The 11,906-nt window shown below is 75.1% G+C and carries 12 protein-coding genes; 6 read left to right on the plus strand and 6 right to left on the minus strand.

The window, feature by feature from the left end:
* Positions 1–7: 7 nt before the first annotated feature.
* Positions 8–439 (minus strand): D-aminoacyl-tRNA deacylase, encoded by a 432-nt coding sequence (gene dtd / locus ACZDWJ_RS12615; protein WP_463521311.1) that lies wholly within the window; start codon positions 437–439, stop codon positions 8–10.
* Between the two features lie 62 nt (positions 440–501).
* On the opposite strand from dtd, the gene ACZDWJ_RS12620 reads away from it, so the two are divergent.
* A complete protein-coding gene (locus tag ACZDWJ_RS12620) occupies positions 502–900 on the plus strand; it encodes an MmcQ/YjbR family DNA-binding protein (protein ID WP_463521312.1) in 399 nt (132 codons plus the stop codon).
* Positions 901–937: 37 nt separating this feature from the next.
* On the opposite strand, the gene ACZDWJ_RS12625 is transcribed toward ACZDWJ_RS12620, so the two are convergent.
* From ACZDWJ_RS12625 to ACZDWJ_RS12645, 5 genes are all read right to left on the minus strand, one after another.
* Complete coding sequence (locus tag ACZDWJ_RS12625; protein WP_463521313.1) at positions 938–1,723, minus strand: GNAT family N-acetyltransferase; 786 nt, start codon at positions 1,721–1,723, stop codon at positions 938–940.
* Positions 1,724–1,735: 12 nt separating this feature from the next.
* The gene (locus ACZDWJ_RS12630; protein ID WP_463521314.1) at positions 1,736–2,599 is read right to left on the minus strand and encodes an HpcH/HpaI aldolase/citrate lyase family protein; all 864 of its coding nucleotides are present in this window, start codon (positions 2,597–2,599) and stop codon (positions 1,736–1,738) included.
* Positions 2,599–3,672 (minus strand): HpcH/HpaI aldolase/citrate lyase family protein, encoded by a 1,074-nt coding sequence (locus ACZDWJ_RS12635; protein ID WP_463521315.1) that lies wholly within the window; start codon positions 3,670–3,672, stop codon positions 2,599–2,601. Before ACZDWJ_RS12635 ends, ACZDWJ_RS12630 begins: the two co-directional genes overlap by 1 nt.
* A 225-nt stretch (positions 3,673–3,897) precedes the next feature.
* Entirely contained in the window at positions 3,898–4,449 is a 552-nt protein-coding gene (locus ACZDWJ_RS12640) for a DnaJ family domain-containing protein (protein ID WP_463521316.1), read from the minus strand.
* Between the two features lie 91 nt (positions 4,450–4,540).
* Entirely contained in the window at positions 4,541–5,173 is a 633-nt protein-coding gene (locus ACZDWJ_RS12645; protein ID WP_463521317.1) for a nitroreductase family protein, read from the minus strand.
* A 10-nt stretch (positions 5,174–5,183) separates the two neighbouring features.
* On the opposite strand from ACZDWJ_RS12645, the gene ACZDWJ_RS12650 reads away from it, so the two are divergent.
* The 5 genes from ACZDWJ_RS12650 to ACZDWJ_RS12670 form a co-directional block, all read left to right on the plus strand.
* The gene (locus tag ACZDWJ_RS12650; protein WP_463521318.1) at positions 5,184–6,374 is read left to right on the plus strand and encodes an allantoate amidohydrolase; all 1,191 of its coding nucleotides are present in this window, start codon (positions 5,184–5,186) and stop codon (positions 6,372–6,374) included.
* A gap of 140 nt (positions 6,375–6,514) precedes the next feature.
* Positions 6,515–7,804 carry a formimidoylglutamate deiminase gene (locus ACZDWJ_RS12655; RefSeq protein ID WP_463521323.1) on the plus strand — a complete coding sequence of 430 codons (1,290 nt, stop codon included), beginning with the start codon at positions 6,515–6,517 and terminating at the stop codon, positions 7,802–7,804.
* Positions 7,801–8,991: an imidazolonepropionase gene (gene hutI / locus ACZDWJ_RS12660; RefSeq protein WP_463521319.1), complete on the plus strand. Its 1,191-nt coding sequence runs from the start codon at positions 7,801–7,803 to the stop codon at positions 8,989–8,991. Before ACZDWJ_RS12655 ends, hutI begins: the two co-directional genes overlap by 4 nt.
* Positions 8,992–9,109: 118 nt before the next feature.
* Entirely contained in the window at positions 9,110–9,271 is a 162-nt protein-coding gene (locus ACZDWJ_RS12665; RefSeq protein WP_463521320.1) for a hypothetical protein, read from the plus strand.
* A 70-nt stretch (positions 9,272–9,341) separates the two neighbouring features.
* Positions 9,342–11,906 (plus strand): ATP-binding protein (locus tag ACZDWJ_RS12670; RefSeq protein WP_463521321.1); only part of this gene is annotated, 2,565 nt, incomplete at its 3' end.

The raw sequence follows: 11,906 nt of genomic DNA on the forward strand, positions 1-11,906 counted from the left end.
GTCGGCGTCAGCGGGGCGAGTCGAGGATCAGCGTGATCGGCCCGTCGTTGATCGCCTCCACCGCCATGTCCGCGCCGAACACCCCGCGCGACACCCGGGCGCCGAGCCGCTCCAGCTCGCTGCAGAACGCGTCGTACAGCGGCTCGCTGACGAGGCCGGGGGCGGCGGCGCTCCAGCCGGGGCGTCGACCCTTGCGGGCGTCGCCGTAGAGCGTGAACTGGCTGACCACCAGCACCGGGGCGGCGAGGTCGCTGGCGCTGAGCTCCTGGCGCATGATCCGCAGCTCCCAGACCTTCCGCGCCATCCAGGCGACGTCGGCGTCGCCGTCGTCATGGGTGACGCCGAGGTAGACCAGCAGTCCCGGCTCGGTGGTCTCCCCGACCACGGCACCGTCGACGACGACCCGGGCGGAGACGGTGCGCTGGACGACGGCTCGCATGCGCCCATCCTGCAGGTCCGCGGCCCTGGACGCGGACGCGGCGCCCGGGAGAGGCTGCCCGGGTGGCCCATCCGCAGATGTTCGAGGACGACGACCCCGTGCTCGCCGGTGTCCGCGAACGCGCGCTGGCCCTGCCCGAGGCCGACCTCAAGATCTCGCACGGGCGTCCCGCGTTCTTCACCACCAAGATCTTCGCCTACTACGGCGGATCGCAGCGCGTCGACGGGGAGTGGATCTCCCACGACCACGCGATGATGGTGCGGCCCGACCCGGGGGAGCGTCCGGCGCTGCTGGAGGACCCGCGCGTGTGGGTGCCGGCCTACCTGGGCCCGTCCGGCTGGCTCGGGCTGGACCTCGGAGCCGACCCCGCCGGGATCGACTGGGTCGAGGTCGTCGAGCTGCTCGAGACCTCCTACCGGCTCACCGCACCGGCGCGGCTGGTACGCCTGCTCGACGGCTGAGCCCCCGAGTCGAGCAGCGGAGAGTCGAGCGGCGGCGTCAGCCCCGCGCGTCGAGGACGTACGGCGTCGTGGTGGCGACGGCCTGCAGGCCGAGTCGCTCCAGGATGGGACGGGAGTCGGCGCTGGTGTCCAGGCGCATGTACCGGTAGCCGCGCTGCTGCGCGAGCGACGCACGGTAGGAGACGGTGGCGCGGTAGAGCCCGCGGCGGCGCCAGTCGGGCAGCGTCGAGCCGCCCCACATGCTCGCGAAGTCGCTGCCCGAGGTGTAGCGCAGCCAGGCCGCGCACAGCGCCGGGCCGTCGGGCGACTCCTCGACGACGACGACGTCGAGGGCGTCAGGGTTGGCGCGCATCTCCGCGGCCAGCGACCCCTCGCCGCGCCCGCTGCCCCAGATGGCGACCATCAGCTCGTCGATGCGAGCGAGGTCGGCGTCGGAGGAGACCTGACGCAGGGAGACGCCGTCGGGCAGGGCGACATCGTGCACCAGGCCCGCGACGTCGCCGAGCAGCAGGGTCTCGTCGTCCTCGGCGACGAAGCCGGCATCGGTCAGTCGCGCGGTGAGGTCGGCCGGCTGGTCGTAGGAGTAGGTCTTCCACTCGACCTTCTCGCCGCGCTCGGTGAAGAAGGCGACCTGGCGGGCGATCCAGTGGTCGGGGTCGTCGCCGAGCCCGTCGGGGCACTCCACCATGCAGTACGACGACCCGGGCGTCGCGGGGTAGCGGCGACGCACCGGGCCGTCGGAGTCGAGGACGATGCCGGGGGCCGGCTCGTCCTCGCGGCCTGCGAGACGGATCTGGGCGTGGAACTCCTCGAGGATGCTCACGCCCGCATCACATCACTGCAGGGCCGTGATCGCCTCATGGATTCTCAGGGTGCGGGTGGCGGACTCGACGTGGAGGTTCTCCACCATGCGGCCGTTGTAGGTGACGACGCCGGAGCCGGCGCCGGCCTCCCACGCCTCGAGGATGCCGCGGGCGTTCTCGACGGCCTGCTCGGACGGGGCGAAGGCGGCGTTGGCGCCCTCGATCTGGCCGGGGTGGATGAGCGTCTTGCCGTCGAAGCCCATCTGGCGGCCCTGCTCGCACTCGGCGAGGAAGCCGTCGACGTCCTTCACGTCGTTGTAGACGCCGTCGAGGATCGCGATGCCGGCGGCGCGGGCGGCCAGGAGCGCGGTGTGCAGGCTCGGCAGGATCGGGGCGCGGCCGGGCACGTGCTCGGCGTAGAGCTCCTTGACGAGGTCGTTGGTGCCCAGGACCAGCACCGAGAGGCGCTCGGAGGCGCGGGCGATCGACAGCGCGTCGAGGATCGCGACGGGGGTCTCGACCATCGCCCACAGCGTCGTGTGGTCGGGGGCGCCGGCCTTCTCGAGGGCGTCGACGAGCTGGCCGACCTCGGCCGCGCTGTTGACCTTCGGGACGACGACGGCGTTCGGGCCGGCCTGGGCGGCGGCGCGGATGTCGTCGTCGTGCCACTGAGTGCCGATGCCGTTGACGCGGATCGTCAGGGTCCGGCGGCCGTACTCGCCGGACGCGGCGGCAGCGGCCGCAGCCTCACGGGCGGCGGGCTTGGCGTCGGGGGCGACGGCGTCCTCGAGATCGAGGATGACGCCGTCGATCGGCAGGGTCTTGGCCTTCTCCAGCGCCTTGGCGTTGGAGCTCGGCATGTAGAGGACCGAGCGGAGCGGGGTGAACTCGGACATCAGGCCTCCACGTCGATCGCGTCGTACTGCTCCTTGAGGGCCGGGTCGATCGCGGCGAGCTGCTCGGCGAGCTCGACCATGACCAGGCACTGCTTGAGGGAGGCGTCGTCCTCCATCTTGCCGTCGATCATCACCGCGCCGGTGCCGTCGCCCATGGCCGCGACGACGCGTCGGGCGTGCTTGATGTCCTCGACGCTGGGGCTGAAGACGCGGTTGGCGATCGCGATCTGCTTGGGGTGCAGGCTCCAGGTGCCGACGCAGCCGAGCAGGAAGGCGTTGCGGAACTGGTCCTCGCAGGCCACGACGTCGGCGATGTCGCCGAAGGGGCCGTAGTAGGGGTAGATGCCGTGCATGGCGCAGGCGTCGACCATGCGGGCGATCGTGTAGTGCCACAGGTCCTGCTGGAAGATGCTGCGCGGGGCGTTGATGTCCTCCTCGCTGGAGGACGCGGGGTCCTGCCGGACGAGGTAGCCCGGGTGGCCGCCGCCGACGCGGGTGGTCTTCATGCGACGGTCCGCGGCGAGGTCGGCCGGGCCGAGCGAGAGGCCCTGCATGCGCGGGGACGCGCCGCAGATCTCCTCGATGTTCGCCACGCCGCGCGCGGTCTCGAGGATCGCGTGGATGAGGATCGGGCGGGAGATGCCGGCCTTCGCCTCGAGCTGAGCCAGGAGGCGGTCGACGTAGTGGATGTCCTCGGCGCCCTGCACCTTCGGGACCATGATGACGTCGAGCTTCTCGCCGATGGCGGGCACGAGCGTCGTCAGGTCGTCGAGCACCCAGGGGCTGTCGAGGGAGTTGATGCGGGTCCACAGCTGGGTGGGCCCGAAGTCCGTGGACTGCGCGATGCGCACCAGGCCCTCGCGGGCGGCGACCTTGTTGTCGGCCTTGACGGCGTCCTCGAGGTTGCCGAGCAGCACGTCGACGGTGCCGACCATGCCCGGGATCTTCGCGGCCATCTTCTCGTTGCTGGGATCGAAGAAGTGGATCGCGCGGCTGGGGCGGGCCGGGACCTCCCGCAGCGGGGCCGGGGCGCCGACGGCCAGAGGGCGGAAGAAGTCCTTGCTGGTTCGCATGGGCGCAACCTAGCAACGGGCGGTTACTGGTCGGTATGACCTACTCGACAGGTCCGGTCCTCGGACGCGACCGCGGCGCTGTCCGGCGTCAGGGATGAAAGGTTCGGCGGCCAGCCGCCGAAGCTTTCAGAGCCGCACGCGCACGAAACTGGCGCTTGGACGATGAGGCTTCACCGTGCAGGCGCCAGCTTCATCGGTCAGCCGATGAAGCTGCACGGCGCGCCGTCACCGACCCCGGCGCAGGAATCGGGTCAGTCGGCGCAGGCCAGTGGGGGCGGGAGCGGGCGGTGGGGCGTCGGCCAGGGCCCGGCGGCGGAGCTCGGCGCGACGCTCGCGCCAGGCCTCGACGGTGGGCTCGACGTCGCGGGGCATCGTGATGAGCGGGGGGCCGTCGACGGGGGTGTAGCGGGCGTGGATGACGCGGGCGTTGAACTCCTCGACCTCGCGGCGCACCTCGCTCTCGGCGGTGAGGGCGTCGAGGCGGGCGTCGAGCTCGGCGTCGTCCTTGCGCAGCTGCAGGGCGGGCGGGAGGACGCCGGTGATCTGCTCGCGCTCGACGAGGCGCCGCAGCCACCAGTCGGGATCGTCGCGGCCGTCGAGACCCTGCAGGGGCTTGCCGGCGCCGGGCAGGTCGTCGAAGTCGCCGCGGGCCATCGCGATGCGGATCTGCTGGTCGACCCAGGTGTGCTGCTGCTCGATGCGGGCGCGGGCGGCGGCACGGCCGTCCTGCGGCCCGCGGGGGAGCCGGTCGGGATCGGGACGGGAGGCCTCGGCCATGCCCCGAGCCTACGTCGGCGTCTAGCCGGAGACCGCGCGCTGTCTGGGATCCCAGACGCCGCGGGCGTCCGACCTCGTTGACCGGGTCGGCTCAGGCCGATGGACTGGACCCATGCCAGCGACCCCGGTGCAGCACCTCCTCGAGCGGACGGCGTCGACGACGGGCCGCCGAGCCGGGGCTGCCGGTGGCCTGCGGGTCCGGCAGGCGGTGGCCGAGCGTGATCGCACCGATCGGCTCGTGGTCGTCGGGCACGCCGAACGCGTCACGCACGGCGTCGACGCGGGCCGGCGGAATGCCGAAGAAGCAGGCGCCGAGGCCCTCGTCCACGGCCGTCAGCAGGATCAGCAGGCTGGCCATCGCGGTGTCGAGATCCCAGTACGGCTTGGCCCAGCGCGACTCCGCGCGGTCGTCCCAGCCCTTGTCGGGCTCGACGTAGCGCTCGAGGTACGCGGCGCGGCTGCTGCACGGCAGGATCACCACCGGCGCGGTCATCAGGCCCGACAGCCAGGCGCCGGGACGCTCGACGTCGTCGGTGGTCGTCGCCCAGTAGCGACGCACGTCGTCGGGCTGGTCGAGCACGAGGAACCCCCAGCCCTGGCTGAAGCCGGCGCTCGGCGCGTGGGTGGCGTTCCGGATCGCGCGGTCGACGATCGCGGGGTCGACGGGGGTGTCGGCGTAGCGGCGCACCATGCGGCGCCGGCGCACGACCTCAGCGAACTCCACGGGGGTCACTGTGGCTGACCTCGCCTCGATGTGGCGAGCCCTCGAGCCCGTCGGACGGACGCCCGCCGGCTACCGGCGTCGTCCCTTCGACGCCGCCGAGCGCGAGCTCGCCGCGTGGTTCGTCGAGGAGTGCGCCGCCCGCGACCTCGACGTCGAGATCGACGGCCTCGGCAACGTCGTCGCCTGGTGGGGCCCGGCCGACGCGCCTGCCGTGCTCACCGGCTCGCACCTGGACTCCGTGCCCGACGGCGGCGCCTTCGACGGCCCGCTCGGCGTGGTCTCCGCGCTCGCGGCGCTCGACGCCCTGCGCTCGCGCGGGGTGCGGCCGGCCCGGCGGCTCGGGATCTCGGTGTTCGTCGAGGAGGAGGGCTCGCGGTTCGGGCTTGCCTGCCTGGGCTCGCGCCTGGTCACCGGCGCCCTCGACGACGTCCGTGCTCGCGATCTGCGCGACGCCGAGGGCCGCCGCCTGCCCGACGTCCTGGAGGCCGCCGGCCTGGCAGGCCTGGACGCCCCGCGGCTGAGCCTGGAGCGGGTGGAGGCGTTCGTCGAGCTGCACGTCGAGCAGGGCCGCGGGCTCGTCGACCTCGACGCTCCCGTCGGCGTCGCGGCCGGCATCTGGCCGCACGGACGCTGGCGCTTCGCCTTCGACGGCACCCCCGACCACGCCGGCACCACGCGCATGGAGGACCGCGCCGACCCGATGCTCACCTACGCCGTCACCGCGCTGGCCGCCGCCAAGGCCGCGCGGCTCGCGGGTCAGCGGGCGACCTTCGGCCGGGTGGCGGTGGAGCCCAACGCCACCAACGGCATCGCCGCCCGCGTCACGGCCTGGCTCGACGCCCGCGGCGAGCACGTCGCCGCCTTGGAGCACCTCGTCGACGCCATCACCGCGCAGGCCCTGGCACGTGCCGAGCGCGACGGCACGAGTGTCGTCGTCACGCCGGAGTCGGTGAGCCCAGCGATCCACTTCCCGCCCGCGCTCGCCGCGCGCATCGCCCCCGGTCTGCCGTCGCTGCCGACCCAGGCCGGCCACGACGCGGGGGTGCTGGCCGAGGCCGGCGTGCCGACGGCGATGCTGTTCGTCCGCAACCCCAGCGGGGTCTCGCACTCGCCGCTCGAGCACGCGGGCATGGCCGACTGCGAGGCCGGCGTCGTGGCGCTCGCCGACGCGCTCGAGCGGCTCGTCGAGGAGCCCTCGTGAGCCGCTACCGCCTCGAGCGGGCGCTGGTGGGCGAGCCGGGGACCGCTGTCGTCGCCGAGGACGTCGTGGTGGAGGTCGTCGACGGGCGGTTCGCCCGCGTCGAGATCGGTGGACGAACCGGTGGAGAGACCCGTCGGCCTGTGGACGGATTGGGGGGATTGGTCAGGGGAACTTGGGCGTCAGAGGGGTCATCTGACACCCGAGACGCAGAAGTTCCCCGGTCAGCCGGGGAACTTCTCGACGTCCCCGGCCTGACCATCCCCGGCCTCGCCAACTGCCACAGCCACGTGTTCCACCGGGCGCTGCGGGGGCGCACCCAGCGTGGGAGCGGGAGCTTCTGGACGTGGCGGGAGCAGATGTACGCGGTGGCGGGGCGGCTGGACCCGGACGGGCTGTTCGCGCTGGCGCGGGCGGCGTACGCGGAGATGGTGGGCACCGGGATCACCTGCGTCGGGGAGTTCCACTACCTCCACCACGGGCCCGACGGCCGGCCCTACGACGACCCCAACGCCATGGGGGAGGCGGTGATCGCGGCGGCGGCCGAGGCCGGGCTGCGGATCACGCTGCTCGACGCCTGCTACCTCGCCTCGGGCTTCGGGACGCCGCCCGAGGGCGTCCAGCGTCGCTACGACGACGGCGACGCCGACGCGTGGGCGCAGCGGGTGGCCGGGCTGCGGGAGCGTCCCCACGCGCGGATCGGGGCGGCGGCGCACTCGGTGCGGGCGGTGCCGCGCGCGCAGCTGCCGACGGTGGCGCAGGCCGCGGCCGGGCGTCCGCTGCACGTGCATCTCAGCGAGCAGCGCGCCGAGAACGACGCCTGCCGGGCGGCCACCGGGCTCACGCCCACCGCGCTGCTGGCCGAGGCGGGTGCGCTCGGACCGCTCACCAGCGCCGTGCACGCCACCCACCTCACCGACGACGACGTCGCCCTGCTCGGCGCGAGCCGCACCCACGCCTGCCTGTGCCCCACCACCGAGCGCGACCTCGGCGACGGCATCGGCCCGGCCCGGCGGCTCCACGACGCCGGATCCCCGCTGACGCTCGGCTCGGACAGCCACGCGGTCGTCGACCTCTTCGAGGAGATGCGCGCGGTCGAGATGCACGAGCGGCTGGCCGCGCAGTCCCGCGGGCACTGGACGGCCTCCGAGCTGCTGCGCGCCGCCACCGCCACCGGGCACGCCAGCCTCGGCTGGGACGACGCCGGCGCCATCGCCGTCGGACGCCGCGCCGACCTCGTCGTCCTCGACCCCGCCAGCCCGCGCACCGCCGGGGCGGGCGCCGACGAGCAGATGGCGGTCTTCGCCGCGGGAGCCGCCGACGTCCGCGCCGTCATGGTCGACGGCACCTGGCGCACCCTCGACCCCGCCGCCACCGGCGCCGCGCTGGCCGCCACCATCGAGCGCCTGTGCGCGGACGGGATCCACGCATGAGCACCCTGATCACCGGCATCGGCGAGCTCGCCACCAACGACCCCGAGCGGGCCACGGCGGCCGACCCCCTCGCGCTGCGGCGCGACGCCGCCGTCATCCTCGACGCCGGCCGCGTCGCGTGGGTCGGGGACGCCGCCCACGCGCCCGCCGCGGACGTCGTCGTCGACGCCGGGGGCCGGGCGGTCCTGCCCGGCTTCGTCGACTCCCACAGCCACCTCGTCTTCGCCGGCGACCGCGGCGAGGAGTTCGCCGCCCGGATGGCCGGCCGCTCCTACTCCGCCGGCGGCATCGCGACGACGGTGCGCGCCACCCGTGCCGCCACCGACGAGCAGCTCGCCGCGAACGCCGGCCGGCTGGTGCGCGAGATGCTGCGCCAGGGCACGACGACCGTCGAGATCAAGAGCGGCTACGGCCTCAGCGTGCGCGACGAGGCCCGCAGCCTCGCGGTCGCCCGCACCCTCACCGAGGAGACGACCTTCCTCGGCGCGCACGTCGTCCCGCCCGAGCATGCCGACGACCCCGCCGCCTACGTCGCGCTGGTCACCGGCCCGATGCTCGAGGCCGCCCGCCCGCACGCCCGCTGGATCGACGCCTTCTGCGAGCGCGGCGCCTTCGACGCCGACCAGGCCCGCGCGGTGCTGCAGGCCGGCATCGCGGCCGGTCTGCGCGGACGCCTCCACGCCAACCAGCTCGGCCCGGGGCCCGGCGTCCGGCTGGCCTGCGAGCTCGGGCTCGTCGCGGTCGACCACTGCACCCACCTCGAGCCCGCCGACGTCGACGCGCTGCGCGAGTCGGGCACCGTCGCCACCCTGCTGCCGGGCGTGGAGTTCTCCACCCGGCAGCCCTACCCCGACGCCCGCGCCCTGCTCGACGCCGGCGTCCGGATCGCCCTGGCCAGCGACTGCAACCCCGGCTCCTGCTTCACCTCCAGCCTGCCGCTGGCCATCGCGCTGGCGGTGCGCGAGATGGGCCTGACGCCCGCGGAGGCCGTCCGGGCCGCCACCGCCGGCGGCGCCGACGCCCTCGACCGGCACGACGTCGGACGTCTCACCGTCGGCGCCCGCGCCGACCTCGTGCTCCTCGACGCCCCCAGCCACCTGCACCTGGCCTACCGGCCCGGCGTGCCGCTGGTGGCCGGGGTCTGGCGCGGCGGCCGGCCGGTCGTCGTCGACGGGGTGCCGGTGTGATCTGAGGTAGGCGGTCCATGGACCTAGGGCTTCCTCCCGATCCGGGGGCCTACCTCAGAGCGGGAGCGTGGTGCCCACGCCCCGACCGCCGGGGCCGCCAGACCCCAGGGAGCACCCCATGACCCTCTTCGAGATGGACGGCGCGATCGACCTCGAGTTCCGCCGCAGCCGCCTGACCCGCGACCTCGCCGACCAGCGCGCCCGCCGGCAGCGCCGCCGGCGCCGCGGCGAGGCCCGCCACATCGCCACCGACCCCTCGGCGAACCCGCTGCAGGACTGAGCCCCCCGTGCCCCCCGTGGCCCCTGTGGCCCCGGTGACCCTCGCCGTGCCGGTGCGCGATCATGAGGCGATGCCGCCCTCGAGTCGCACCCTGGTCGGCCGCGACGCCGAGCTGCGCGAGCTCGCGGACGCGGTCGGCCTCGGCGACCCCTCCCCCGGCGGGCGCGTCGTCCTCCTCTCCGGCGACGCCGGCGTCGGCAAGACCCGCCTCCTGCTGAGCCTGCGCGACCGCGCCTTCGAGTCCGGACGCCGCGTCGTCGCCGGCCACTGCCTCGACTTCGGCGACGCCGCGCTCTCCTACCTGCCGTTCTCCGAGGTGCTGGGCCGGCTGGCCGCCGAGGTGCCCGACGTGCTCGCCGAGGTCGCCGACCGGCACCCCGTGCTGAGCCGCCTGCAGCCGGGACGACGCACGCTCGGCGCCGAGGACGCCCCCGTCTCCGAGGCCTCCGGGCTCGACCGCGGCGAGCTGTTCGCCGCCGTGTGGGCGCTGCTGGAGCGCGTCGCCGCCGACACGCCGCTGCTGCTGGTCGTCGAGGACTGCCACTGGGCCGACCGCTCCACCCGCGACCTCCTCTCCTTCCTCTTCTCCCGCGCCCTGGTCGGCACCGCCGACGCCGACGTCGCGATCGTCGCCTCCTACCGCTCCGACGACCTCCACCGCCGCCACCCGCTGCGCAGCCAGGCGGCGGCGTGGATGCGCCAGCACGGGGTCCGGCGCCTCCACCTCGAGCGTCTCGACGACGCCTCCGTGCGGCTGCTCGTCGGTCAGCTGGCGCCCGCGCCGGTGCCGGAGGCCGAGCTGGCCCAGATCGTGGCCCGCGCCGAGGGCAACGCGTTCTTCGTCGAGGAGCTCGTCGGCACGGGCATGGGCGAGGCCGGTCGAGGCGTCCCCGAGGACCTCGCCGACGTGCTGCTGGTGCGCCTCGACGGCCTCGAGGACGACGCCCGCCGCGTCGTCCGCGCCGCCTCCGCCGCCGGCCGGCGCGTCGACGACGACACCCTGCGGCGGGTCTGCGAGCTGCCCGACGCTCAGTTCGAGAGCGGCGTCCGCACGGCCGTCGAGCACCACGTGCTGGTGCCCGAGGGAGGCCACTACGCCTTCCGTCACGCCCTGCTCGGCGAGGCGGTCTACGACGACCTTCTGCCCGGCGAGCGCACCGCGCTGCACCGCACCTACGTCGACGCGCTGCGCTCGGGTGCGGTCGGCACGGCCGCCGAGCTCGCGCGTCATGCCCGCCTGGCCCACGACCCCGACACCGCCCTGCGGGCCAGCGTCCGGGCGGGCCGGGAGGCGCTGGCGGTCGGTGGACCCGACGAGGCGTCCCAGCACCTGCTCAGCGCGCTCGACCTGCTCACCGACCCCCGCGTCGACGTCGCCGACCTCGACGTCTCGAAGGTCGTGGTGCAGACGGGGGAGGCGCTGGCGGCCTCCGGGCATGCGGTGCGCGCCGTCGAGGTCGTCGGCGAGCAGCTGCGTCGTCTGCCCGAGGACGCCCCGCCCGCGTGGCGCGCCCGGATGCTGATGGGCTGGGCCGAGGCGGTCTTCCTCACCGAGCACGACGTCGACCTGCGCGCCGTCACCGCCGAGGCCGTGGCGCTCGCGCCCGCGGACGCCGGCGGCCTGCGCGCCAAGGTGCTGGCCGGCCGCGCCCGCATCCTCGCCGCCCTCGGCGACTTCGAGGAGGCCCAGTCCCTCGGCCTCGAGGCCCTCGCCCTGGCCGAGCGACTCGACCTGCCCGACCTCGCCTCGGAGGCGGCCACCACCGTCTCGGGTCTGCGCAACGCCCCGCCGGAGGTGCTGCGCTCCGCGCTCGCCGCGGCCGTCGAGCGGGCCGAGCGCGACGGCGCCCTGCACGCCGAGCTCCGGGGCCGCTTCCACCTCGGCCGCAGCCACGAGGACCACGGCGAGCTCGAGGTGGCCCTGACCCACTTCGAGGCCGCCATCGCCCGCGGTCGCCGGGCCGGCGTCCCGTGGGCGCCCTACACCTTCGAGTCACGCTGGCAGGCCGGCTGGATCCAGATGGTGCGGGGCGACTGGGACGCCGCCGCCGGCCTCCTCGACGCCACCGGCGCTCCCGAGGTGGCCGCGGCGATGCTGCGCAGCGTCCAGCTGCTCATCGACGTCGAGCGCGCCACGTCCCCCGAGGAGGTGGCCGACGTCGCGGCCCGGGCCCGCGCCCTGCGTCCGATCTGGGCCGAGGAGGGCGCGATCGCGATCAGCTCCGCGGCGGCGGAGATCCATGCCGCGGCGCGGCTCGGCGACGTCGACGCCGCACTCGAGGCCTACGACGCGCCGGTCGCGGTGGTCGGCGCGATGTGGAGCCCGTGGTTCAGCGCGCGTCTGCGGCTGGCCGCCACCACCCTGCGGGCGCTGGCCGACCTCGCGCCGCGTCTGCCCGCCGCCCGACGCGAGGCGCTGCTGGCCCGGGTGGCCGCCCTGCAGGCCGACGGCGACACGGTCGTCGAGCGCTACAAGGACCCCACCGGCCACTGGGGGCCGGAGGGTCGGGCCTGGGAGGCGCGGCTGCGCGCCGAGGCGCTGCGGGCCGGGTGGGCACTGGGTGCCGAGGTCGATCCCGAGCGGCTCGCCGCGGCCTGGCGCGAGGCCCTCGAGGCCTTCGACGCCTTCGGGCAC

The organism is Nocardioides sp. B129/18, assembly GCF_055282735.1.